Consider the following 26035-nt stretch of genomic DNA (forward strand, 5'->3'; position numbering starts at 1 on the left):
CGTATTTTAACCTTAAGCGAGTTCGAAATACCAGTATCGAACTTAATTACTTGTCAGATTCATAGTAAAAAGGAGCGACTCACGCTCCTTTATTATTATTTGATTCTTTCTTCGGCAAGCTTAGCTGAAGCGCTATTTTTGTATTCATCAATAACTTGCTGGTAGTATTTAGTCGCTTGCAGACTATTATCATTGCGTTTGGATATATCCCCGAGTTTGACTAATGCATCAGCACGTTTATTGGACTTAGGGTAAGCAACCACAGCGGCAAAGCTTTTAACTGCCTCTTTATCTTGCTTCTTGGCAAAATAGAGCTGTCCAAGCCAGTAATGCGCATTGGGAGCAAAAGTAGAATTGGGGTAGTCTTGTTGGAACTGTTGAAACGCCTTAATAGCACCGGCATAATCACGCTTCTTTAAGATAAGATCGACCGCGTTCTGGTACGCTGTTTGCTCATCTATATTGGAGCTGAACTTACCTTTAGCTGTGGACGTTTCTTTAGTTACTTCAGCAACAGGTTTAGCTGCTACTTGGCCACGAAGTTTATCAAGTTCAACAAAAAGTTCACGCTGGCGTTCAAGCATCTGCTGCATATCGTAGCTATTTTTTTCAAGCTGACCACGAAGTTCGTTAATCTCCAGTGACATATCATCAAGCTGCTGCTGCATTTGTAGCTGCACGCGATTACGATTTTCGAGAAGTCGCTCAAGGCGTTGAACCTCTGTTTCATTTTCGAAACTGGCAGAGGACGATACTGAACTGCTATTGCCACTAACATCTGATACTGGAGCTGGTACAGCGAACACTGAGTTCGCTGCACTTGCCAGTAACATAAGCATAATGACGTGCTTAAGGTTACTGAACATAAGACCTACCTTTGATTAGTATACTAAAACCGCACGACGATTCTTTGCATACACATCTTCAGACTGACCCATAAGAAGAGGTTTCTCTTCACCGTAGCTTACAATTGAAATTTGATCGGCTTGAACACCAAGTGCTTGTAGGTATTTAGCAACAGCATTTGCACGGCGCTCTCCAAGAGCGATGTTATATTCTGGCGTGCCGCGCTCATCAGCGTGACCTTCAACCGTTACCTTAAGTGATGGGTTTTTACTTAGGTAAGAAGCGTGAGCCGCTAATATTTCTTCGTAGTCGCTAGCAATAGTAGAGTTATCAAATGCAAAATAGATAGTTTGAGACTCACGAAGCGCCTGTTCCTTTAGCTCTTCTTCAGAAAGCTGACCATTTTCACCAATTGGTGAAACGACTGTGGTATCAACTCCATTTGCTGAGCCAGAAGTTGATTGGTTCGTTTCAGAGCCAGTGGAGTTTGCTGCGTCATCGCTTGAACTACATGCTGTAACAGCAAGAACCGGCAGCGCAATTAATAGCCCTTTAAGAACTTTGTTTAGTTGCATTTTTATATTTTCCTTAGTTTTGATACATATTACTGGCTACAAATAGGGTGACCATGCCGGAGCACGGACACGGCCATTTGTCGCGGGTAATCGAGCTTTAAAGCGACCATCTATCGAGACCATCGAGAGTACGTTAGTCTGATTAAAGATAGAGCTGTAAATTACCATACCACCGTTTGGTGAAATACTCGGTGACTCATCTAGCAAAGTTTTGGTCAAAATCTGTACAGACCCTGTCTCTAGATCTTGTTTTGCTAAATGGAAACCTGAGTTAGTACGATTGACCATGACCAAGAACCGCCCATCAGGCGTAATCTGCCCACCTAGATTCTGACGCCCTTGCCAAGTTAAGCGATTCGTTGAATCACTTGCCAAATCTACTTTATATATTTGTGGTTTACCACCCCGATCCGATGTAAAGATCAATGATTTACCATCAGGATGCCAAAACGGTTCTGTATTATTTGATCTACCACTTGTAATTGGTGTTAACTTCCGAGTGTTTAAATCCAATGTATACACATGCAAACTGCCCGTTTTAGAAAGAACCAGCGCAAGTTTATTCCCATCTGGCGAGAAACGAGGAGCACCATTATGACGTGGATATGATGTTATCTTCTCGCGCTTGCCAGTATAGATATTCATTATGAAAATTTCAGCCTGACCATTTTGAAAACTGACATAAGCCAGTTTTTTACCATCAGGTGACCAGGCTGGTGACATAAGCGGCTGCTTAGAACGTAATACCAACTTCTCGTTGTAGCCATCATAGTCGGCAACTCTAAGTTGGTATGCATAGGTGTCTTTGTCATTAACAACCACATAAGCAATACGCGTCAAAAAAGCGCCTCGCTCACCTGTTAGTTCTTCGTACACTAAATCAGAAATACGGTGCGCATATTCACGTAGCCTCTCACCCGGTACAGTTGCGCGCTTACTAAAAAGAACATGATCGTTAGAAAGCACTAATTGTCCATCAGAGCTCAGTGCTTTACTTTGTCCTTGAGTCAACTGCCCTCGAACGACATCAATCAACTGATATTGAATCACATAATCCCCTTCCGCATTGAGCGAAATGGTTCCAGTGAGTAAGGAGTCGACGCCAAGCCCCGTCCACTTTTCAAAATTAACTTCGCTTTCAGTATATGGCGTTTGAGGCATTTTGCTGGTTGGCACTGGGCTAAACTTACCACTGCGTTGCAAGTCTGAGGCAATAATAGCCGATACATCATGTGGTAGTGGGGTTGGCCCTTGCCATTTAAAAGGCACAATAGCAATTGGTCGAGCTGAATCGATACCATCGGTAATCACCAGCTCTAACGCAGCATTAGCTACCTGAAATACGCTCATTACAATGAGCAACCACCCTAATACTAGTCGCTTAAACACAAGCTCTTCCTTATGACTCAGGTTCTACAGTTAAATTAATATCTTTTAATTTATTGATAACATCCTGCTCTTTGGGTAATGGAAAACTACCCACTTGAGCAATCGCACGTTTGGTCGCCGAGCATAATCGGCTATCTCCATCGAGTATACTTAGATTACCAACTATAGCGCCAGTACCCGTTGGGATAAGGCGCAAATTAACCTTGCAGGACTTTCCCCTATAACTGTCCTCCAAGAGTAGGTTCTGCTCTATCAGCGACTCAATCATTGATCCATACCGCTGCGCCTCACTATCCACATAGTGCTGCCGAGCAGCACTATTATGCTCCACTTCAGTCTCTAAGCCTGAAAAGATATTATCCAGTGCCGCTTCTTGCTCTTTACGCTCTCGCTCAATTTGTTGTAGGCGTTGTTTTTCCTTGCGTGCTTTTTCAGCGGCTTCTTTAGCTGCTTTTTCCTTAGCAACACGTTCTTGTTCTGCTTTTTGGGCAGCTTTCTCTCGAATGATTCGTTCTTTTTCCGCTTTTGCAATTGCAGCCTCTTTGGCTTTGCGCTCAACTTCTAACTTTGCCGCTCGTTCCTTTTCTTGACGAACTCTCAGTTCTTCTGCCTTACGCTCTTTTTCTTTTTGCTGTCTAACTTTTTCAGCTTCACGCGTTGCTTTAGCTTCTCGTGTTTGTTGCTCTTTTAATTTACGAATACGCTCTTCTTCCGCTTTGCGATTTTTTTCTAATTGCTCACTTTCCCTGCGCAATTTGTCTAAACGATCTTGCTCTTTTTTAGCCGCAGCCTCTCGCTGGCTTCGGATTTGTTGAGCTTGCTGACGAACTAAAGTGGGGTCAATAACCACAGCCTGGACCATTTTACCTGAGGGCTCAGGTTTAGACATAGTAAAGTCTGCACCCCATATTAGAGCAATGAACAATAGTGCATGCAGCGCGATAGAGATAGCCAGAGGCTTAACGTAATCACTCTTTTTCTTCGGTTTACTATCTTTCATAACCAGAGAGCGCTTATTCCTTTATCTCGGTGAGAAGCCCAACTTTAGGGATTCCAGCTCGACTTAATTCATCCAAAACCATAACGACTTCTGCATATGGCGTCGCGGCATCCCCACCAACGGCAACCGGCGAGTCAGGTTTAAGTGATAGCTCTGCTTTTATTCGAACAATCACATCCTGCAACGAAAGACCTCGAGAGACTTCTTCATCGTTGACACTCACTCCGAGATTACCATCTCGATCAATTTCAACGATGATAAAACTCGCATCGCTGTCGCCTGCAAGTTCAGACGACGTTTTGGCTGTAGCCGTTTTAGGCAGCTCAACATCAACACCCTGAGTAACAAAAGGAGAAGTCACCATAAAAATAATCAGCAAAACTAGCATAACGTCAATATATGGAACAACGTTAATCTCTGCGGTCAATTTTCTTTTTTTAGGTTGATAACCAGCCATGACGTTAGCCCCTGCTGGCAGAATCACGACCAGCCATCGCCTGGCGGTGCAAAATACTGTGGAATTCTTCAGAGAAAGTGGCATAGCTATGTTCTAGCTTACCGACTTTGTTGCTTAGTCTGTTATAAGCCATCACGGCTGGAATCGCGGCAAATAGACCCATTGCAGTTGCAATAAGAGCTTCGGCGATACCAGGAGCAACCATGGCTAAGGTTGCTTGCTTCACTTCACCCAAAGCAATAAATGCATGCATAATCCCCCAGACCGTACCAAACAAGCCAATATATGGACTAATGGAACCCACTGTAGCGAGAAAAGGTAAGTGCATCTCTAGCTCATCAACTTCACGAGCGACAGCGACACGCATTGCTCTTCCTGTCCCTTCCATAATAAAGTCAGGCGACTCGGCATTCGATTTCCTTAAACGTGCAAATTCAGTAAATCCTGAGTAAAAAATTTCCTCTGTACCGCTGAGTTCCTCTTTACGCTTTTTGGCACTTTGATAAAGCGCTGAAAGATCGGCACCTGACCAAAATGTATCTTCAAAAGTTTCGGCACCTTTTGTAGCTTGGGATAGGACTTTGCTGCGTTTAATGATCATTGACCAAGACACAATCGACATACCCAGTAAAGTTAACATTACTATTTTTACTAACAGGCTTGCTTGAAGAAACAAATCAAACATTGAAATATCAGCGGTCACTTTGAGTAAACTCCATAATAATTTTCTGCGGGAACGCTCTAGGCTTCATTTTTTCACTATCGATGCATGCTACCTTAACCATTGCTTTACACAATATATCTCCAGCAGGATTGACGATCTCTTGACAGAAAGTAAGTGAAGCTTTCTTCACTATTGCAATAGAGGCTCTAACAATTAGACAGTCTTCTATGTAGGCACCTTGTAGAAAATCCATATCCACATGTCGGACTACAAAACTAATGTTTTGTTCCCTCAAGCTTGAATGTGTCATCCCAATTTGAATTAACCATTCAGATCGGCAACGCTCAAAATACTTAAGGTAATTGGCATGATAAACCATGCCACCTACATCAGTATCTTCATAATAGACAGTAATAGGAAACTCGAATACAGTTTCGCTTATATCCACGCTCTTCTCTATATTTGCATGAGTTAACTTACTATACCTCACTTCAATACCATTTAGGCAAGGAATAATGGCGCATTTTTATCGACTGAAACAAAAAAAGCATCGCTTACTAGGTAGCGATGCTATTGATTGAATAAAGGATGTACCCTAGGCAAATAAACTCAGACGAATTTTATAGCAGTCAAGTAGAATAGAATCGTGATCGAGACGTATGGGCTAAACAATACTTGCCAATACCATTTTCTCGGCTTGAAGCCCAAACCAAATACCATACTAGAACACATCGCCCAGATTAGCAGTGGTGAAATAACCACATTAAAGCCACCGATAGCTTCACCGTATGACTTAGGATCCCACATAACCAATGCTACATGATAAAAGCCCATAATGAGAGATAAGACTTTAAAAACAGCCTTATCTATTGGCGCATGCAACCTTTCTACCTGCTCAGTGATACTAGTCACTGTCTTTATCCATCATTTCACTGTGCTCTAGCCAAAGTGCATTAATGATGCCGAATGCGCAAGCCAGTAGAACACCTAAAATCCACGCGAAATACCACATAGTCTTTGCTCCTTAGTACAATGAATCTTTGTTGTCTTCAATGAACTTATTATCTAGACGACCAAACATCTTGTAATATGTCCAAGTGGTATAGCAGAGGATCACTGGTACCATAATGAAAGCAACACCTGTCATTAAGTTCAGTGTTAACTCCGATGATGTAGCATCCCACATAGTCAAACTATGATTTGGCATCAAATCCGATGGCATGATAAATGGAAACATAGCTAAACCCGCAGTGAAAATAATACCAGCATTACCCACACTTGATGCAAAAAAGGCAATACCACCTCGGTCGAAACGCGAAGCAACCACAGCAGCTAAAGACATCACTACTCCTAAAACTGGTGCTATCCACATTAATGGGTATTGCTCAAAATTATTCATCCACGCACCAACTTCTCGAACCACTTCTTTTGTTAATGGGTTAGAAGCTGCACTATGATCCATGGCACTCGTGATTACATAACCTTCAATAGTTTGAATCCAGAAGCCTGCCCCTACGAATGCTGCAACCGTAAGTAAACCCATAATCTGCGCAACATTTCGTGAACGTGTATGTACATCATCAGTCGTTTTCAATTGAAGCCATGTGGCCCCTTGCATGATGATCATAAACAAGCTCACCAAACCACACAAAAGAGCAAATGGATTGAGTAACTCAAAAAATGAGCCATGGTACGTCGGCATCAAGAATTCAGTCAGCTGAAAAGGTACTCCTTGGAGCAAGTTACCAAACGCAACGCCGAAGATCACAGGAGGCACAAAGCCACTGATACAAATGCAAACGTCCCATGTCGAGCGCCATTTCTCATCTTCAATTTTTGAACGATAAGCCAACCCAAGTGGGCGTAGCCACAAGGCTGCTAACGTGAGGATCATAGCTAGATAGAATCCTGAAAATGAGGTGGCATAGACCAAAGGCCATGCTGCGAATAAACCTCCACCTGCAGTCACTAGCCAAACTTGATTGCCTTCCCAATGAGGACCTATTGAGTTAATCATCACTCGACGTTCACTGTCATTTTTTCCAATGATCGGAATAAGAGCACCTACACCCATATCAAACCCATCTGTTACTGCAAAGCCGACTAGAAGGACACCAATCAAAACCCACCAGATAAGTCGTAAGATTTCATAATCAAACATATGTTTTTCTCCGTGCTTTATGCGTCTACTTGGCGGCTAACTTTATCTTCAGCAGAAACGGCTTCCTGCTCAAAGTGATAGCGTCCTGTTTTCAAACTACTTGGGCCTTTACGGGCGAATTTAAGCATGAGGTAGACTTCTGCAATAAGGAAGACCGTATACAATGCCAAAATAGCAAATAATGAAGTCAATATTTCTCCAGCGGTCAACGCAGAAGCCGCCACATTGACAGGGAGAATCTCACCCACAGCCCATGGTTGGCGACCAAACTCAGCAACAAACCACCCCGCTTCAATAGCAATCCAAGGCAAGGGAATGCTTAGTAGCGCAGCTTTAAGAACCCATGGTTTCTGTTCAATTTTTTGACGACAAGTCTGTACAAAAGAAACACCAAACACAAACAGCATAATGAAACCACACGCCACCATGATCCGAAATGACCAGAAAAGTGGCCATACTGTTGGAATAGAGTCGTCCGCTGCAGCTTGAATCTGCTCTTCGGAAGCATCAACCACATCTTCGGTATAACGCTTAAGTAAAAGCCCGTAACCTAAATCGCCTTTTACTTCATCAAAGGCCGCCTTGTTTGCTTCTGACTTGTCACCTTCACGCAGTTTTTCCAGTAAACCATAGGCATACATACCGTTACGAATTCGATCAACATGTTCATCTCGAAGATCGCGGAGTCCGGTTACTTGTTCATCGATTGAACGAGTGGCAATAATACCCATTAAATACGGAATTTTAATCGCGTAATCAGTATGCATTGTCTCTTGGTTCGGTACTCCGAACAAAGTGAATGAGGCTGGCGCAGGCTCAGTGTGCCACTCAGCTTCTACAGCAGCCAATTTTACTTTCTGGACTTCACCTAACTCGTAACCTGATTCGTCTCCCAATACAATAACCGACAAAATCGAGGCCATACCGAATGAAGCTGCAATAGCAAAAGAGCGACGAGCAAACGCAATATCACGCCCTTTTAGTAAATAGTAAGCACTAATACCGAGTACGAACATGGCACCGGTTGTATAACCAGAAGCTACAGTATGAACAAACTTAACCTGAGCGACAGGATTGAGAACAACCTCAGCGAAACTCACCATTTCCATGCGCATGGTTTCGAAATTAAATTCTGCTCCAACAGGGTTTTGCATCCAGCCGTTTGCTACCAAAATCCATAGTGCTGAAAAGTTTGAACCAAGAGCAACCAGCCAGGTTACTGCAAGGTGCTGTCGCTTAGTCAGTCGGTCCCAACCAAAAAAGAACAAACCAACAAAAGTAGACTCAAGAAAGAAAGCAACCAGTGCTTCAATAGCGAGCGGAGCTCCGAAGATGTCACCAACGTAATGAGAATAGTAGGACCAGTTTGTTCCGAACTGAAATTCCATAGTCAACCCAGTGGCGACACCAAGGACAAAGTTAATACCAAAAAGCTTGCCCCAAAACTTAGTCATGTCCTTATAGATTTGCTTGTCCGTCATTACGTACAGAGATTCCATAATGGCAAGCAGAAAGGCCATACCTAGAGTCAATGGTACGAAGAGGAAGTGATACATCGCAGTAAGTGCAAACTGCAACCGTGACAGTTCGACTACATCAAACATGTTTACTCCTATGTGCCAGCTCATGACACTTTTTACATTTATGCTCAGCTGTGCACATTGTAACGAATGAGACAATGTTGCTAAAAACAGCATATTGTTGCAAAAATGCACCCTAATGGTTAGTTAATTGTTAAGCTTTGGCTAATATAGCTTGCGCTAATACTACTGCTAATAATTGCCGCTTTCAAAAGGTTTATATTTGGACTTCGCTTTGATTTACATCAAATTTCGCTTGACCTTTCCGTTCAAAAAACAATCAATTTGATCTACATCAATAGTTTATACAAGCTTTTGTTAATTTGCGGTTATTTTGTGGGAGATTAAGGTAATCATGTAAAACAAGTAGTTAACATCTCATGTATTTAAATTACTTTATTACTAATATCAATATTTCATTATTGTGACATCTATCACTATAGATTAAGGCCAGACTACCAATTTCTGGCCATGAAAACTTATTTTTCAATACCGAAATGCAGATATGCTCTATCGGTGGCAATACGACCTCTTGGTGTTCTCTGTAAATATCCTTGCTGTATAAGGTAAGGCTCTAAAACATCCTCAATCGTATCTTTTTCTTCGCCAATAGCCGCTGCCATATTATCTAAACCCACAGGCCCACCAGAGAATTTTTCCATAATGGCTAGCAGTAATTTTCGATCCATGTAGTCAAAACCTTGTACATCAACATCAAGCATATTTAGTGCTTTATCAGCAACGTCTGAACAAATGTGGCCATTACCCTTAACTTCAGCATAATCTCGAACGCGGCGAAGTAATCGATTAGCAATACGAGGCGTTCCTCTTGCTCGTCTTGCGATTTCAAGTGCTCCTTCTTTTTCCATAGAAAGACCGAGACAGTCAGCGCTTCTCTGAACAATATGCTGTAAGTCAGCGATCTTATAGTACTCAAGCCGCTGTGTAATACCGAAACGATCGCGTAGTGGTGAAGTAAGAGATCCAGCACGTGTCGTCGCCCCAATTAGGGTAAAAGGTGGTAAATCAATCTTAATTGATCGAGCTGCTGGCCCTTCACCAATCATGATATCAAGTTGGTAGTCTTCCATGGCTGGGTACAACACTTCTTCTACCATTGGACTTAACCGGTGGATTTCATCGATAAAGAGGACGTCATTTTCCTCTAAATTGGTCAACAATGCGGCTAAGTCTCCCGCCTTTTCTAGTACAGGCCCAGAGGTAGTACGTATGCTAACGCCCATTTCATTGGCAACAATGTTTGCCAAAGTGGTTTTCCCCAAGCCTGGCGGACCAAAGATCAATAAATGGTCTAGAGCCTCTTGTCTTAAATTTGCAGCTTGTATAAATATTTCCATTTGATCACGAACGTGATCTTGACCTCGGTAATCTGACAGTCTTTTGGGACGAATAGCCCGATCAATCACATCTTCGTCTTTATAAACTTTGTTATCGGGGGCAATTAAACGATCAGCTTCAATCATTAACGGTTCCTAATCATGACCTAAACCATGGATTTCAGTGCTTCACGTATAAGTTCTTCACTGCTCATATCCTGAGATTTAACTTGAGAAATCACCTTAGAAGCTTGAGTCGGTTTATATCCAAGTGCAAGTAACGCACTGACGGCTTCTTCTTCGGCATTGTTGATACCTGTATACCCTGTAGTATCTTTAGGAGCAGCATCGGTATGGGGAGTAAACAAGTCGCCGGCTCCCCATCCTTTAAGCCTGTCTTTCATCTCAACCACCAAGCGTTCCGCAGTTTTCTTACCAACACCGGGCAGCTTAACAAGAGTAGAAATATCTTCACGTTCAACACTAGAAACAAATTGGCTTGCGGTCATGCCTGACAAAATGCCTAGACCTAATTTGGGCCCTACACCATTTGCTTTAATCACTTCTCTAAATAACGCCCTTTCATTAACAGTATTAAACCCATACAACAATTGCGCATCTTCGCGCACAACAAAATGTGTATAAATGATTGCTTCTTCACCTACATTAGCCAATTCATAAAAACAGCTCATCGGCATTTGGACTTCATAACCAATACCATTGACTTCAATTAATAGCTCTGGGGGCTGCTTTTCAAGTAAAATCCCGCGTAAACGTCCAATCACACTCAATACTCTTTACCGATGAATTTATGACAGAATAATAAAGAACTGGATAAACATCCAGTTCTTTATATGGTGAATACTACAGAGTTAACGGTACCGCCCTTTGCGCGCACCCACAGCCTGACCTGCAAGAGCAACCATCGTTTTGTTTGTATTGGCATGACATATGGCAACGCCTAATGCATCTGCTGCATCGGCTTGGGGTTTTGCCGATAACTTTAGGATAGATTGTACCATATGTTGTACTTGCTCTTTATCCGCTCCACCAGTTCCAACTACAGCTTGCTTTATAAGACGAGCTGCGTACTCATAGACGGGTAAATCTGCGTTCACAGCTGCCACAATCGCACTTCCTCTTGCCTGACCAAGCTTCAAAGCAGAATCAGCATTCCTAGCCATAAAAACCTGCTCAATAGCAAAAACATCCGGTTGAAATTGAGTGATAATTTCTGTTACACCGGCGTATATTTGTTTAAGACGCCCAGGCAATTCACTTTCCGAGGTACGGATACACCCACTACCAAGATAATGTAAATGGCGTCCCACCTGCCTAATCACGCCATAGCCGGTGACCCTAGAGCCTGGATCAATACCCAAGATAATTGACATAATATTAGCAAAACCTAATTGTTATAACAGTGGGTATATTAGCGCAGGGTAAAAACATTTGCGAGACTCACTAAAACCTATCGTTTGGTTATAAATGCTCTGCTAGTCATTGATTCCAGACTCACTTTCAGTACATCTGTACGCCCATCTGTCATTTTTTCACCACTCCAGTAATCATACCAGTTTACTGGCACATCAGATGTCAAATAAACCGTATTCGCTTGCTGTTGAAAATTGAATAGACAATGTAAATCATTTTTTTTATTCATTCTCAAATAGGCGTGTTCAAGAGATAAAGAAGAAAAGCGAGCTGCATTTTGGTTATGTTTATGACGGACAAAAAGTCGCGACAGGGTGCTTTTTGCAAGAGGTGTCATTTGTGATAGGGGGTCCCCTGACATTAAAAAACCACCGCAAGCGAGTAAAACATTACGATGAAAGTCCAAATTAGACTGTTCTATTGTCTGATTTTCTAAGGGCAATAAAGTGGCGCAGTCAGGGTCAATTTGCCAAAGCTTTCTATGTTGCCAACTACGGAAAAATGCTTCTCGAGCAACCTGTATGCATCTTGTTTTATCACGCTCCACAGCATTTGACACTCGCATACCATCGACCAAACCCAGAGAAGGCCACATAGGCGCATTACAACCTAAAATTAACGCCTTACCTACACCCTCATTAATCGCTTCCATGCCCAAGCGATAAGCTTCTACCCCTGTAATGCCACTTTGTGCACGGCAGCCTTTCAAAGCCCCCCAAAATAGAGCGTCTAGCTTGAATAGTTCAATTCCCCACTCCTTGCGCATAGTACAAATAATGGTAGTGAAATATTCTTGAACATTCGGATTTGAGGCATCCAGAAGATACCAAGGTGTACAACGCCAGCCACCATACGTAATATCTTCAGCTTTTAATAAAGAACCATCTTGATGAGTGACCAACCAATCTTTGTGATTGCAAAAAATGTCAGACTCAGCCTGAACAATAAAGGGAGCTAACCAAATTGCAGGTTTTTTTCCACAGCGTTTAATCTCTTGTGCCAGTGATTTTATTCCTGAAGGAAATTGGCTAGAAGGGGCTAACCAATCTCCCATAAACGCCTGGTGGCCATCATCAATCATCACATATTCAATAGCTTCAAGGCTTCCTTCCATATGATTGAGATTGTCGCTTACGAGTTGTTCTGAAACATTAGAATAATAGGCATACCAAGAACACCAACCAATTGGTGCATTTCTTTTTACACCTTGTCTTGGGGAGTGATTACATGAAATAAGGTGTGTATATTCGTGATAAAGTTGAGATAATGAGTCCCCCTTAAGGATAACTATTGATTCTAGCTGACTTGATGACCAGTCGCGCGGACATGTTTCTTCTCCGTCAAGACAAATTTTAACCCAATGATGATTTTCCAGTTCTACCAATTCAAAATAGCCCGCAAAACGGTGACAAGAGGTAAATCCGAACAGGGTATAAGCGGCATCTTCTTCCACTAACAAATAGTTGTAATATCGTTTGGAAGCTGACGGCGAGTAAATACGATAATATTGAGACTGTTCTGAGTGACGTCCAACATCTTCTGGGTTTTGGACAGTTCCGGTTGTTTGTGCACACATCTGAAAGCCATCAGCCAAAAGAACAGCATTATAAGCAAATGTGAACTCAGTGATCGCTAAAACATAGCCACTACTTATAGGGTCATTACTTAACCCCTGATAACTAAACCGTACCTCATTACTATTAAGCTCAGCCTGCAAGTTAATATCTCGTACTCTTAAGCTGTGACCATTCTTTAATTCTACGGAAAACGACATACAATCAGCTCTCCATAATCTTTGATGTCATCCTATTCAACTTAGGTTAAACGAATTTTAATGTCTATTTTGGTACCTAACAATGAGGCTTCTCATCACGAACATAGTTAGATTAAGCTAAACTATGGTAGAACAAAAACAAATCATACTGGGCTAGACGAGTGAAAAAATTTCAAACTACTGGATGGCGTATCCTAATAGCAATATTTATTGTATGGAGTGGTTTGAGCCAATCGGTACCTCTGAGGTTATCTCAAGATTTGTGGCCTCCTTACATTATGAATTCAGCCTACGGCAGTGGTATAGCATATGATTTAGTCACAAGCGCGCTCGACTCTGCAGGATATGAATTTGAATATACTGTAAAGCCATGGTCACGCGTCCTTAAGGAAACTTTAGGTGGACAAAATGATGTCATTATATCTCTTTGGAAATCTGAACAGAGAGAAAGAGACTATTTGATGACTGATATGTACATGTATAACAACATGGTTTTTATTTCTCGGTCTGATACTAACTTTGAATATGAATCATTGGAGAATTTAAAGGGCATGCGAGTGGCACTTATTAATAATTATGCCTATGGCGGTAATTTGCGCGAATATCCAGAAATGATCTCAATTAGATCAATTGATTTGCCTAATAGCATTCGCCAAGTATTAACTCAACGAGCCGACATCATTGTCGCAGATGAAGCGGTTGGAAAGTGGACAGTAAAAGAGATGAGAGTAGAAAAAAATAAACTCTACTTTAGTCATAGCTATCTCGATTCAACACCACTGCACGCTGCTGTAAGACGGGACCACCCACAGGCTCAAAAGATTGTTTCGGCTCTTAATCAATATTTTAAAAACCATGCACCAGAAAAATTAAAAGAACTAAAAACAAAATACGGTCTCAGTGAATAACATAGAAGCAAGACCAAGCTAAAACTTAACACTGCCCTGATGAGTCGCTAAGTTACTCCTTGGACACTCACATTAAGTCACTATTTAAGATAATAAAAATAGGCGGAACTTAGCCGTAAATTATTAACATCATTCGGTTATAAAGTGGTAAATTATAGAAAAGTATCTTCTGCTGAAAATCATTTAATTGAGAGTGTGTCATGAACGATGGAGTTATAGATATATCATGGCCACTACTAGCGCTATTTTGTTTCACGCTAGCAATTCCTCTCTCGATTAGCCGTTATTTCAAACTCAATATCGAACGAGAAGCCATAACTAGCATAGTAAGGATGTGCATTCAGCTTTTACTAGTAGGTATCTACCTTGAGTATCTATTTGATATAAATAACCCATTCGTCAATTCTATCTGGCTATTAATCATGATCTTGGTTGGGGCCAGCTCTATCATAAATAAAGCCAAACTTCCCTATAAACGGTTGATATACCCTGTAACAGCAAGCTTACTCCTAAGTTCAATGCCAGTATTGGTCATTTTATGCACTGTCATTATAAAACCGATACCATTACTCAACGCTCAGTACGTGATACCTTTGGCTGGAATGTTACTCGGTAATTCACTGAGTGGGAATATAGTGGCGCTACAAAACTTATTTACGGCCATCGACACCCGTCGCGGTGAGTATGAGGCAGCAATTGCACTGGGAGCCTCTGCACAATTTGCAACCCAAATTTTTGTCAGCGACTCTATGAGAAAATCAATGGCCCCTACTCTTGCTTCAATGGCCACAACAGGCCTAGTTACATTACCGGGAATGATGACGGGACAAATACTGGGAGGCGCAAGCCCTATAGTCGCGATCAAATATCAAATGTTGATTATGATTGCTATCTTCGTTGTCTTGTCGATATCTTTGAGCCTAACTCTATCTTTGACCATCCGAAACTGTATAACTAAGGAAGGCAAGGTATTGGTCGTTTTCACACAACAATAACAAGTTTGGATTTTATCCACAGAATCTGTGGATAACCGTGTCATCGTCTTCAGGATAAGTCGAGTTTCTATACAATAATAAATCTATATAAGAAACGACTTAACCCCTTCTTCGCATTGATAAACCATGTACAGCACAATAATCTGCCTTAACTGGGCTTTTAATATTATGTGATAGATAACATTTCTTTCTTCATGCCGTTGCCCGCTACCTAGACAAAGATTAAGGTTGTTCTGTAACACTTTTATGGAGCGAACAATAATGAAATACACTACAGAAAAAATAGCCGAACTTAACCTACTACTTCAGTTTGATATCAACAGTGCCGCAACAGGTATTAAAGTGCACAATGATGCATCAGATGATATTCAATCTGCTATAGGACGACTATTTGATAAGGGGTTGTGTACTCTTCCAGATGGTGGTTATTTAACAGACGAAGGTATTGAAGTCGCTGAACATGCAGATAAAGTACTTCGGGTACTCTCCAGCGAAATCATCTAACTCACTGATCCATGTTACCCTCATCATCGGTTGGCTTGCTCAACCGATGGATAATCGACTCGATATCAATCTTTTCCAAGCCTTGATTGAAAATCATCTTCAGATCAATTCCTTTCGGTTCGTTACGAAAAGCAACATGGATTTGTTTGTTGTCTAATAGCTTAGTGTTCATTTGCAAATGCTGTCTCAAGAAAGCTTCCTGAGTGTCCTCGCTTATCAAATGTTCTAGCACATTCGAATCTATTACCGCAGCATCTAGCCGCCTTTTCGCTACCTTGTGAATATTCATAGTATCATTACTAGATGCCTCTATATTAATATCTCCATCAGCAACCATGTCATCGAACTCTTTAGTATTGACGTACCCTTGAACTACACCAATACGAAGCGTTTTTAGATCAACTAATTTAGTCCACTTTACTGGAGAGTTTGAATTTTCAACTAGGCCCAGTGGGCCGCTACCAATCGAATCAGAAAAAACAAAGTCTTGTGTGTCAAAGATATATTCGGGGAAATAGCCGATATACTTTTCTGATTTCGTGGCCAATGAAACCGCCCTCACCCAAGGTTCGAAATCAACGATTAAGTCATAGCCCATAACGGAGAAAGCCTCACGTGCAATAGCAATGGAATAGCCATTTTCACGTAAATTCTCTCCCGAGTAAGGAGGCCAGTCTAAAGACGTCATATATACTTTGTTGCTCGCCAAGACAAGAGAAGGGATGACCCCGAGCCAACACAACAAAAGCCACTTCATCCAATTCCAACTATTTATACCTAGTTACACATCTATTAATAATAGAGTTAATGGTATGGAGACGCAGAAAAGCCATGTCTCACTAGTGAGACATTAATCCTAAAAAACTATGGTTGATTATTTATTGGATCTCTTAGATAGTAACCAATCTAGGCCAAAGCTATAACGAGATAAGTATGAAAGACATACTAATTATTGGTGGTGGGTGGCTCGGAAAACCGCTAGCTCATTACCTAGAATCAATAGGCAATAATGTCATAGTTACCCGAACTAGTAATGACGGTGTCTCTTTGCTAAAAGCAGAGTCCCTTCAAGCAAAATGTTTGGACCTATGTGGTGACTTGTCACATATAGCACAAACAGTCAAAAGTACTAAAGCCAATATAGTCATTGGCTGTTTCCCGCCTGAGTTTCGTTCTGCTTTGGGTGATCAATATATTCGTTGTTGGGAGACACTGACTAAAGCATGCCTTTTAGCTCAAGTTAAAAGAATAGTCATGGTTAGCTCAACTAGTGTTTATCCCAACCTAGCCAAGCCTATGCTAGAAGACGATGCATCTTGGTCTAAAACAGCTCAGGATAATAATTTTAGCCAGAAGGCTACAGCGATGCTGCAAGCTGAACAACATGTGATCGATTCAGGAATCAATTACGCCATTGTTCGCTGCAGCGGTCTTGTGGGCCCCGAACGACATCCAAGTCGATTTGTAAGTAAAATGAAACAAATCAGTACAAAGGCTCCGGCAAATATGTTGCATCTTAAAGATGCTATTGGCGTCATCAGTTTTATCACTGCATTCAAACAAAACGTTATCATCAACGCGACGACTCCAAATACAGTGAGTAAAGCTGAATTTTATCAAGCCGCTCTCGATAGTATCGGATCTGAAGAAATATTGCCGCCGTTTGTGCAACAAGAAGATAAACGAATTCTGTCTGACCACTTAGAGGAATTGGGGTATCGATTTCACTACAGGCATACACTGGAACTGGTTTGAATAATAAAAAACCAGAGTAAAGCGATACTCTGGTTTTTTATCTGTGGTGTGAAGCTTGTGAAAGCTAACACTAGCCTTTATAAAAGCGGTTAATGTACTGCAACGGCTTTCTGGTTCAAGTACTTAAATTTAAGCTCATCCTTCCTCAAATCAACTTTTACTGTACCACCATCGACTAGCGAGCCAAACAATAATTCATTGGCAAGTGGCTTTTTAAGCTGTTCTTGAATAACGCGCCCCATTGGTCGTGCACCCATTGCTTTATCATAACCCTTCAATGCTAACCAATGGCGGGCTTTATCTGACACTTCAAGTGAAACACCTCTCACATCCAATTGTGCTTGAAGTTCAACGATGAACTTATCGACCACTTGATGGATGACATTTTCATCTAAGCTATTGAACCAAATTATATTATCTAGACGATTACGGAACTCAGGTGTAAATACTTTCTTAATTTCTGACATCGCATCATGGCTATGATCTTGCTGAATTAAGCCAATTGAATTCTTAACGGTTTCCTGAACACCCGCATTGGTTGTCATAACAAGAATCACATTTCGAAAATCAGCTTTACGGCCATTATTATCCGTCAGAGTACCATTATCCATCACCTGAAGGAGAAGATTGAAAATATCTGTGTGCGCTTTTTCAATTTCATCAAGCAGTACGACAGAGTGTGGATGTTTAATCACGGCATCCGTTAATAAGCCACCCTGATCGTAACCAACATAGCCCGGAGGAGCGCCGATCAAACGGCTGACTGAATGTCTTTCTCCATATTCAGACATATCAAAGCGAAGTAACTCTATACCCATTAGTTTAGATAGTTGTACTGTCACTTCTGTTTTACCGACACCTGTGGGACCCGCAAAAAGAAAAGATCCCACTGGTTTGTTATCGGCGCCAAGACCCGCACGAGTCAATTTAATGGCCTCACTCAACACATCAATCGCATCATTTTGACCAAAGACCAACATCTTCATCTTTTCATCTAGGTTCTGAAGAACCTCTTTATCTGAAGAAGAAACCGATTTTTCTGGAATACGAGCCATTTTAGCGACCATGGATTCTATATCTGCAACACCAACTGTTTTTTTGCGACGGCTAGCTGGGGCAAGACGTTGACGAGCTCCAGCTTCATCTATCACATCAATTGCTTTGTCAGGTAAATGACGTTCATTGATGTATTTAGCAGAAAGCTCAACCGCTGCACGAAGTGCCTTATTGGTGTAACGAACTTCATGATGTGCTTCATATTTAGGTTTGAGGCCCATTAGAATTTTTGTCGTATCGTCAAGCGAAGGCTCAACAATATCTATTTTTTGGAATCGACGAGAGAGTGCACGCTCTTTGTCAAAAATATTGCTGTACTCCTGATAAGTCGTCGAACCTATACAACGCAGTTTACCACTACTAAGCAGAGGTTTTATTAGATTAGCAGCATCAACCTGGCCTCCAGAAGCCGCTCCTGCGCCTATAATAGTGTGAATTTCATCAATGAATAAAATTGCGTCTTCTTCTTTCTCTAATTGCTTGAGAATCGCTTTAAAACGCTTCTCAAAGTCACCTCGGTACTTGGTACCAGCCAGTAGAGAACCAATATCCAGAGAATAAATGACACTGTGTTTAATGATGTCAGGAACCTGACCTTCAACTATTCTCCAAGCTAACCCTTCAGCAATTGCCGTTTTCCCAACTCCTGCCTCACCAACCAGCAAAGGATTGTTTTTACGACGGCGGCAGAGTACTTGAACAGTACGTTCAAGCTCTTTATCTCGACCAATCAAGGGATCAATTTGTCCTTGTTTAGCCAATAAGTTAAGGTTAGATGCAAAACTTTCTAAACGCTCTTCAGAGCCAGACTCATCAGGACTATCACTGCTGCTAAACGAGTCTGAAGAAGCTGAATCATCACTTGAACTAGACGCCTTAGTAATTCCGTGAGAGATGAAGTTAACGATATCTAAACGACTAATATCATTCTTCTTCATCAAATAAGCGGCATGAGACTCCTGTTCACTAAAGATGGCAACGAGTACATTCGCCCCAGTGACTTCACTGCGCCCAGATGACTGGACATGAAACACTGCTCGCTGTAGTACGCGCTGAAAACTTAAAGTAGGTTGAGTCTCACGCGTTTCATCATTCTCTGGGATTAGTGGGGTTGTTTGATCAATAAAGATATCTAACTCATTTCTTAGCGAGTCAATATCGGCTTGACAGGCAAGCAAGGCCTCCCTCGCGGCATCATTTTCCAATAACGCTAGCAGGAGGTGCTCGACAGTCATGAATTCATGTCGTTTGTCTCTGGCACGAGAGAATGCGCCGTTCAGACTCGACTCTAACTCTTTATTCAACATAGGTACCTCCTTAGCAGCAACTTAGATTGCTTGGTTAAGCTTTACACTTGCTCCATTGTACACAGCAAGGGATGCTCATTTTCCTGAGAATACATTGTAACTTGCGCTACTTTCGTTTCAGCAACTTCTGCAGTATATGTGCCACAAATCGCTTTACCTTCGTAATGCACCTTAAGCATTACTTGTGTTGCCTGTTCAATATCCATCGAGAAAAACCGCTCTAGGATTTCGATTACAAAGTCCATCGGTGTGTAATCGTCATTATTCAAAACAACGTTATACTTTGATGGCAGCATCACCTTAGTTTTTTCTAACTCCAGTAACCCTTGGTCTGGAGACACCCATTCAATTTGCTTGCTCATGACTCTTCGTGTTGAAAACAACGTCCTTAATATAATTTTAACACTTCACTGTGTGGAAGTTATAGATCTAGATCCAGTTAGTAAGGCCAAATTGAGCCAAGCGAATTTTCGCCCATACTTAGAGACTAATGCAGCAATTGTATCGCTGCAAATAAAAGATTTCTATCTAGCGATATTATCTATCTAATTGATTAAAAAGAAACCAAAAACCAATTTTACCACTATAAAATAACAAAGCCGGAGTGAAAACAGTTGCAAAAAGGCAAACGATAAAGGTGACTTGTTTACAAATATGCACAGCCTAACCAATTTTCACTATTGACTGCGCCCTAGCATTGACTACATTGGTCAAATAGTGACTTAAAATTTAGCAGCGGCTGAATGAACATTCACTGTAATGTTTACACATGGATTGATTGTGTAATCACACAACTTCAGTAACAATATGCATGAGGGATGTATAGCATGGCTACAGGTACAGTAAAATGGTTTAACAATGCCAAAGGATTTGGTTTTATCTGTCCAGAAGGAGAAGATGGTGATGTGTTCGCCCATTACTCAACAATAGAAATGGATGGTTATCGTACACTGAAAGCGGGCCAACAAGTAACATTTGAAGTGGAGGAAGGCCCTAAAGGATACCACGCTAGATCGGTAGTTCCTGTTGAAGCCCAAGCCATAAAATAATTCGCTGCTAGATGTCATCCATATAAACAAAACACCATATGTAATAATTAAAAACCGCCGAGAAATTCGGCGGTTTTATTTACACTCACTCAGACAAATTATTAACGTAAGTTACCCATTAATAATGCTGTTGAGCGTATCACTAGGACGCATCAGCTTTGACGCTTTTTCAAAATCTAGCGCGTAATAACCGCCAAGTTCACCAGCAACACCTTGAGCCCCATTTAGTTCTGCAATAATCTCGCTTTCTTTCGCAGATAAAGCTTGTGCTATTGGGGTAAATTCTTTAGCCAAAGATGCATCAGACGTTTGAGTAGCAAGTGCTTGTGCCCAATATGTAGCAAGATAGTAATGACTACCACGGTTATCCAACTCTCCTACTTTACGGGAAGGAGATTTATTCTTGTCTAGGAATTCACCTGTCGCTTTATCTAAGGTATCCGCAAGAACCTGGGCTTTGGTATTACCAGTCACTGTACTTAAATGCTCCAAAGATGCCGCCAATGCGAGGAACTCGCCTAACGAATCCCACCTGAGGTGGTTTTCTTTTTCGACTTGCTGAACATGCTTAGGGGCTGAGCCACCTGCGCCAGTTTCAAACAAACCGCCGCCATTCATCAACGGTACAATTGACAACATCTTCGCAGAGGTACCTAACTCCAAAATAGGGAACAGATCCGTTAGATAGTCGCGCAGCACATTCCCTGTTACAGATATGGTATCTAAGCCCTGCTTAATTCGCTCTAGGGAGAAATTACACGCGTCAAGTGGTGCTAATATTTTGATTTCCAAACCAGATGTATCATATTGCGGCAAATATGCATTCACCTTTTTAATAAGCTGAGCATCATGAGCACGTTTGTCATCTAGCCAAAATACTGCTGGTACGCCTGTCGCGCGTGCGCGCGTAACGGCTAATTTAACCCAGTCCTGAATTGGTGCGTCTTTAACTTGGCACATACGGAAGATATCACCTTCCTCAACCTCTTGTTCAAGTAAGACAGAGCCAGATGCGTCCACAACACGTATCTTACCTGCTTGGTCAAGAATAAATGTTTTATCATGTGAGCCATACTCTTCTGCCTTTTGGGCCATCAAGCCTACATTTGGTACACTGCCCATAATCGTTGGGTTAAAGGCACCATTTTCTTTACAGAAATCAATGACTGCTTGATAAATACTCGCATAGCTGCGATCTGGGATCATCGCTTTAGTATCGCTTTGCTTACCATCTGGTCCCCACATCTGCCCAGATGAACGCAACATAGCGGGCATAGATGCATCAACAATAATATCACTAGGAACATGCAAGTTAGTGATACCGCGATCAGAATTTACCATAGCTAACGGTGGCTGAGTACGATATACATCTTGAATTGCGGCTTCAATCTCTGCCTTTTGGTCTGCAGGAAGGGAAGAAATTTTCGCGTAGACATCCCCAAGACCGTTATTTACATCAACACCTAATTGCTCAAACACATCGCCATATTTCGCAAAAACATCTTTGTAATACACCTTAACCGCATGGCCAAAAATCACCGGGTCAGAAACTTTCATCATCGTCGCTTTCATGTGTAGAGAAAGCAGTACACCTTGCTGTTTTGCTGCATCAATTTCTTTTTCAAAAAATTCAACTAAGGCGCGCTTATTCATAACGGAACAATCGATAATTTCTTTATCTTGCAACGCAAACGAAGCTTTCAGCTCTTTTACCGCGCCATCCGCTGCCATAAATTCGATTTTAACTTGAGTTGCACCTGCTACGGTATGTGACTTTTCACTGCCAAAGAAATCATTACCGGACATGCTTGATACATGAGATTTGGAGTCTTTTGACCACGATCCCATGGAATGAGGGTTTTTCTTGGCGTAATTCTTCACTGACAGAGGAGCACGACGATCTGAGTTACCTTCGCGAAGTACTGGGTTTACCGCGCTACCCTTAATTTTGTCATAGGTTGCTTTAACATTTTCTTCTTCTTGCGTACTGGGCTCCTCAGGATAGTTAGGCAAGTTGTAACCTTTCGCTTGTAGCTCTTTAATGACAGCTTGTAACTGAGGGATAGATGCAGAGATATTGGGCAGCTTAATGATATTTGCCTCTGGCGTTTTAGCCAGCTCACCAAGTTCAGACAGAGCATCATTTATGCGCTGTTGTTCAGTCAAATACCCAGGAAAGTTTGCAAGAATACGCCCAGCGAGAGAGATATCACGAGTCTCGAATTCAATACCTGAGGAAGCGGTAAATGATTGAATAATAGGCAATAGAGAATAAGTCGCTAATGCAGGTGCTTCATCTGTGATAGTGTAAATAATTGTAGGTTTTTCTGTAGGCATGAAATTTCCCTATCTGTTCTTGCAAAGCTCGTCGATAGACGGCTTTGATTGATGTATCCGTAATCAAGTTTGTATCGTATCTACTTACCTATTTACGGCTTTGTTGTTTCTTTTGTCTTTTCTTTACGTCTCTTTTTAGAGTAAGATCCGTGAGAATGGTTCTCTTATAATTAAACAAGATTGGTACAATAGTCTATTAATTTGCTGCTCCAATCCTGTTTTCGGCCGCGCACATGATAGCCTAAAACCACTGAATTTAGAATTTTCAACCACACTTCATTTACAATTTTGCAAGGTAGTTAACATGTCATCTCGCTCGCAACGTGAGCCGTCCAAACTCTCATCCCGTTCGCGTAAATCAGATTTTAAGTACTCTAAAAACGGCTCTCAATCAAAAAAAAATTCGATATCCTCAGACCAAAAAAATAGAAATATCAAACGCCAAAAAGAACCTGGAAATTACACTGTTATTATTTTTAATAAACCTTTTGATACTCTAAGCCAGTTCACCGATGGGGAGGGCAGGAAAACACTCGCCGACTTTATCTCAATTAAAGATGTTTATGCTGCAGGTAGACTTGATAGAGATAGTGAAGGGCTTATGGTGCTCACAAATGATGGTATGCTACAAGCCAAATTGACCCAGCCTAGATCTAAATCTCCCAAAACCTATTGGGTCCAAGTCGATGGACAACCTGAAGAAAAAGACTTAGACAAACTGCGTAAAGGTGTAGAGCTCAAAGACGGAATGACACTTCCAGCACAAATAGAAATCATCCCGCAACCCGATGTTTGGCCTCGTAATCCTCCGGTTCGTTTTCGGGCCAATATCCCGACTACATGGCTAGCGATTACCATAATTGAAGGTCGTAACCGCCAAGTCAGAAGAATGACTGCACATATTGGTTACCCTACTTTACGTCTTATTCGCTACTCACTTGGCCAATTCACACTTGGAAAGTTACAACCAGGGGAGTGGAAAGAAGTTAAGCTCTAGCGGCAAAATCGTTGACTCTGTCACATACACACATGCTGTCCATAAGACCCAAAGGGCGCTTCATTTGAAGCGCCCTTTTTGATTAAAAAAAGTCAATACTTAGGGTATTTCTGCCTAGTTTTCGTTCTTCTCTTTTGCAGCAGTAACCGCAATAGCTAATTCACCAAGTGCGGCAGGGTTAGCAACGCTTGGGGCGTCTGTGAGTAAACAAGCTGCCGCCGTTGTTTTTGGAAATGCAATAACATCACGGATGTTATCTGTACCACATAACAACATTACAAGACGGTCCAAACCGAATGCCAAGCCTGCATGTGGTGGTGTACCAAACTTTAGTGCATTAAGTAGGAAACCAAACTTTTGTTGTTGTTCCTCGGCATCAATTCCTAGGATATCAAATACAGCAGCTTGCATTTCGGCACTATGGATACGGACTGAACCACCACCCACTTCATAACCGTTAATGACCATATCATAAGCGTTTGAATTGGCTGATGCAGGGTTAGCTTTTAGCTCCTGAGCATTAACACCTAACGGCGATGTAAATGGGTGATGCATTGCATGTAGGTTGCCCTCATTGTCTTCTTCAAACATAGGGAAATCCACCACCCACAATGGAGCCCAAGCAGACTCATCTGTTAGTTCAAGATCTTTACCAATTTTAAGTCGAAGAGCACCCATAGCTTCTGCCACTGTATTGGCATTATCTGCACCGAACAATATGATATCGCCAGACTGAGCTTGGGTACGATCGAGGATACCATTAATCACATCTTCATTTAAAAACTTAGCCACAGGAGACTGTATACCTTCAATACCCGCCTCACGGTCATTGACTTTCATCCAGGCTAGGCCTTTGGCCCCATAAATTCCAACAAACTCACCATAACCATCAATTTGTTTACGAGTTAGCGTTGCACCACCTGGGACACGAATAACGGCTACGCGGCCTTTTTTATCATTCGCAGGACCAGAGAATACTTTAAATTCAACATCCTTAACCAGATCAGCAACATCAACTAATTCTAAAGGGTTGCGTAGGTCAGGTTTATCTGAGCCAAAACGACGTATAGCTTCAGCAAAAGGCATCGTGGGAAATACACCTAGATCAATATCTAATAGCTCTTGCCACATATTACGAACCATTTTTTCTGTCGTAGCTCTAACTTCCTCGGCCGTCATGAACGAAGTTTCAATATCAATCTGAGTGAATTCTGGCTGACGGTCAGCACGTAAGTCTTCATCACGAAAACATTTTACGATTTGGTAGTAACGATCAAAGCCCGACATCATTAGCAGCTGCTTAAATAGCTGTGGAGACTGGGGTAAGGCGTAAAAGCTACCTTTATGTACACGGCTTGGAACTAAATAATCCCGGGCACCCTCTGGTGTTGCTTTAGTCAAAACTGGCGTTTCGATATCAAGAAAGCCATTTTCATCGAGGAATCGACGCACAAAACTGGACGCCCTTGCGCGTAGTTTAATCCGATCACTCATTTCAGGACGACGTAAATCGAGATAGCGATACTTAAGTCGCTGTTCTTCTGTATTTTTCTGGTTGAAGTCTAGAGGAAGGATGTCTGCTCGGTTAATGATTTCTAGACTTTTGGCAATAATTTCAACTTCTCCAGTTGCCATATCTTTATTGATCTGACTGTCTGGACGAACGCGAACTTCACCCGAGAGTTTAATACAGAATTCATTACGGAGTGTATTCGCCACTTCATACGCATCTGCCATATCTGGATCGACCACTACCTGAACAATGCCTTCACGATCTCTCATATCAATGAAAATAAGTCCACCTAAATCGCGGCGGCGATTAACCCAACCGCAAAGTTCTACAGTTTGTCCTGCAAGGGACTTGTTCAAGTGACCACAGTAATGGGTACGCATAATGAATTTCCCAATCT

26 protein-coding genes are annotated in these 26035 nt (G+C 41.7%); 6 read left to right on the plus strand and 20 right to left on the minus strand.

The features are described from left to right. Positions 1-95 precede the first annotated feature (95 nt). From ybgF to KO511_RS01555, 15 genes are all read right to left on the minus strand, one after another. Positions 96-866 (minus strand): tol-pal system protein YbgF, encoded by a 771-nt coding sequence (gene ybgF / locus KO511_RS01485; RefSeq protein ID WP_215985733.1) that lies wholly within the window; start codon positions 864-866, stop codon positions 96-98. Positions 867-881: 15 nt separating this feature from the next. Further along, positions 882-1421, minus strand: coding sequence for a peptidoglycan-associated lipoprotein Pal (gene pal / locus KO511_RS01490; protein WP_215985734.1), 540 nt, complete (start codon positions 1419-1421; stop codon positions 882-884). Between the two features lie 36 nt (positions 1422-1457). Beyond that, complete coding sequence (gene tolB, locus KO511_RS01495; RefSeq protein ID WP_252724215.1) at positions 1458-2771, minus strand: Tol-Pal system beta propeller repeat protein TolB; 1314 nt, start codon at positions 2769-2771, stop codon at positions 1458-1460. Between the two features lie 49 nt (positions 2772-2820). Next, the gene (gene tolA / locus KO511_RS01500; protein WP_215985736.1) at positions 2821-3810 is read right to left on the minus strand and encodes a cell envelope integrity protein TolA; all 990 of its coding nucleotides are present in this window, start codon (positions 3808-3810) and stop codon (positions 2821-2823) included. Between the two features lie 13 nt (positions 3811-3823). Beyond that, positions 3824-4267 carry a protein TolR gene (tolR, locus tag KO511_RS01505; protein WP_215985737.1) on the minus strand — a complete coding sequence of 148 codons (444 nt, stop codon included), beginning with the start codon at positions 4265-4267 and terminating at the stop codon, positions 3824-3826. A 4-nt stretch (positions 4268-4271) separates the two neighbouring features. After that, positions 4272-4970 carry a protein TolQ gene (gene tolQ, locus KO511_RS01510; RefSeq protein ID WP_215985738.1) on the minus strand — a complete coding sequence of 233 codons (699 nt, stop codon included), beginning with the start codon at positions 4968-4970 and terminating at the stop codon, positions 4272-4274. Further along, positions 4960-5379, minus strand: coding sequence for a tol-pal system-associated acyl-CoA thioesterase (ybgC, locus tag KO511_RS01515; protein ID WP_215985739.1), 420 nt, complete (start codon positions 5377-5379; stop codon positions 4960-4962). The genes tolQ and ybgC overlap by 11 nt, the downstream gene beginning before the upstream one ends. A gap of 161 nt (positions 5380-5540) precedes the next feature. After that, positions 5541-5843: a cyd operon protein YbgE gene (gene ybgE, locus KO511_RS01520; RefSeq protein WP_215985740.1), complete on the minus strand. Its 303-nt coding sequence runs from the start codon at positions 5841-5843 to the stop codon at positions 5541-5543. Next, positions 5836-5943 (minus strand): cytochrome bd-I oxidase subunit CydX, encoded by a 108-nt coding sequence (gene cydX, locus KO511_RS01525; protein ID WP_009842723.1) that lies wholly within the window; start codon positions 5941-5943, stop codon positions 5836-5838. Before cydX ends, ybgE begins: the two co-directional genes overlap by 8 nt. A gap of 12 nt (positions 5944-5955) precedes the next feature. After that, positions 5956-7092, minus strand: coding sequence for a cytochrome d ubiquinol oxidase subunit II (gene cydB, locus KO511_RS01530; protein WP_215985741.1), 1137 nt, complete (start codon positions 7090-7092; stop codon positions 5956-5958). A gap of 17 nt (positions 7093-7109) precedes the next feature. Then, positions 7110-8696 carry a cytochrome ubiquinol oxidase subunit I gene (gene cydA / locus KO511_RS01535; RefSeq protein ID WP_215985742.1) on the minus strand — a complete coding sequence of 529 codons (1587 nt, stop codon included), beginning with the start codon at positions 8694-8696 and terminating at the stop codon, positions 7110-7112. 455 nt (positions 8697-9151) lie between these two features. Next, positions 9152-10156 carry a Holliday junction branch migration DNA helicase RuvB gene (ruvB, locus tag KO511_RS01540; protein WP_215985743.1) on the minus strand — a complete coding sequence of 335 codons (1005 nt, stop codon included), beginning with the start codon at positions 10154-10156 and terminating at the stop codon, positions 9152-9154. A gap of 20 nt (positions 10157-10176) precedes the next feature. Further along, complete coding sequence (ruvA, locus tag KO511_RS01545) at positions 10177-10794, minus strand: Holliday junction branch migration protein RuvA (protein WP_215985744.1); 618 nt, start codon at positions 10792-10794, stop codon at positions 10177-10179. 87 nt (positions 10795-10881) lie between these two features. Further along, positions 10882-11403: a crossover junction endodeoxyribonuclease RuvC gene (gene ruvC, locus KO511_RS01550; RefSeq protein ID WP_215985745.1), complete on the minus strand. Its 522-nt coding sequence runs from the start codon at positions 11401-11403 to the stop codon at positions 10882-10884. 77 nt (positions 11404-11480) lie between these two features. Further along, on the minus strand, positions 11481-13217 hold the full coding sequence (locus KO511_RS01555) for a glycoside hydrolase family 36 protein (RefSeq protein ID WP_215985746.1): 1737 nt from the start codon (positions 13215-13217) through the stop codon (positions 11481-11483). 161 nt (positions 13218-13378) lie between these two features. Between KO511_RS01555 and KO511_RS01560 the strand changes: the two genes are divergently transcribed. The 3 genes from KO511_RS01560 (at position 13379) to KO511_RS01570 (ending at position 15624) form a co-directional block, all read left to right on the plus strand. Then, positions 13379-14125 carry a substrate-binding periplasmic protein gene (locus KO511_RS01560; RefSeq protein WP_354668142.1) on the plus strand — a complete coding sequence of 249 codons (747 nt, stop codon included), beginning with the start codon at positions 13379-13381 and terminating at the stop codon, positions 14123-14125. A 200-nt stretch (positions 14126-14325) separates the two neighbouring features. After that, positions 14326-15120, plus strand: a complete 795-nt coding sequence (locus tag KO511_RS01565) for an ABC transporter permease (protein ID WP_215985747.1) — start codon at positions 14326-14328, stop codon at positions 15118-15120. A 261-nt stretch (positions 15121-15381) separates the two neighbouring features. Then, on the plus strand, positions 15382-15624 hold the full coding sequence (locus KO511_RS01570; RefSeq protein ID WP_171360479.1) for a TIGR02647 family protein: 243 nt from the start codon (positions 15382-15384) through the stop codon (positions 15622-15624). A 1-nt stretch (position 15625) separates the two neighbouring features. On the opposite strand, the gene KO511_RS01575 is transcribed toward KO511_RS01570, so the two are convergent. Then, the gene (locus KO511_RS01575; RefSeq protein ID WP_215985748.1) at positions 15626-16381 is read right to left on the minus strand and encodes a substrate-binding periplasmic protein; all 756 of its coding nucleotides are present in this window, start codon (positions 16379-16381) and stop codon (positions 15626-15628) included. 176 nt (positions 16382-16557) lie between these two features. On the opposite strand from KO511_RS01575, the gene KO511_RS01580 reads away from it, so the two are divergent. Beyond that, a complete protein-coding gene (locus tag KO511_RS01580) occupies positions 16558-17379 on the plus strand; it encodes an NAD-dependent epimerase/dehydratase family protein (protein ID WP_215985749.1) in 822 nt (273 codons plus the stop codon). 89 nt (positions 17380-17468) lie between these two features. On the opposite strand, the gene clpA is transcribed toward KO511_RS01580, so the two are convergent. Beyond that, positions 17469-19742, minus strand: coding sequence for an ATP-dependent Clp protease ATP-binding subunit ClpA (gene clpA / locus KO511_RS01585; RefSeq protein WP_215985750.1), 2274 nt, complete (start codon positions 19740-19742; stop codon positions 17469-17471). A gap of 41 nt (positions 19743-19783) precedes the next feature. Further along, positions 19784-20104 (minus strand): ATP-dependent Clp protease adapter ClpS, encoded by a 321-nt coding sequence (gene clpS, locus KO511_RS01590; RefSeq protein WP_215985751.1) that lies wholly within the window; start codon positions 20102-20104, stop codon positions 19784-19786. Positions 20105-20569: 465 nt separating this feature from the next. Between clpS and cspD the strand changes: the two genes are divergently transcribed. After that, entirely contained in the window at positions 20570-20791 is a 222-nt protein-coding gene (cspD, locus tag KO511_RS01595; protein ID WP_125321103.1) for a cold shock domain-containing protein CspD, read from the plus strand. Between the two features lie 111 nt (positions 20792-20902). Here the strand turns inward: cspD and KO511_RS01600 are convergent, their stop codons facing one another. Further along, positions 20903-23128 carry an NADP-dependent isocitrate dehydrogenase gene (locus KO511_RS01600; RefSeq protein ID WP_215985752.1) on the minus strand — a complete coding sequence of 742 codons (2226 nt, stop codon included), beginning with the start codon at positions 23126-23128 and terminating at the stop codon, positions 20903-20905. Positions 23129-23432: 304 nt separating this feature from the next. Here KO511_RS01600 and KO511_RS01605 point away from each other — a divergent pair, with 304 nt between their 5' ends. Continuing rightward, positions 23433-24125 (plus strand): pseudouridine synthase, encoded by a 693-nt coding sequence (locus KO511_RS01605; RefSeq protein WP_215985753.1) that lies wholly within the window; start codon positions 23433-23435, stop codon positions 24123-24125. A gap of 114 nt (positions 24126-24239) precedes the next feature. Here KO511_RS01605 and aspS read toward each other — a convergent pair whose 3' ends face one another. Next, on the minus strand, positions 24240-26018 hold the full coding sequence (aspS, locus tag KO511_RS01610) for an aspartate--tRNA ligase (RefSeq protein WP_215985754.1): 1779 nt from the start codon (positions 26016-26018) through the stop codon (positions 24240-24242). Positions 26019-26035 lie beyond the last annotated feature (17 nt).

This window comes from Vibrio hepatarius (assembly GCF_018860525.1).
GTDB classification, from domain to species: Bacteria; Pseudomonadota; Gammaproteobacteria; order Enterobacterales; family Vibrionaceae; genus Vibrio; species Vibrio hepatarius_B.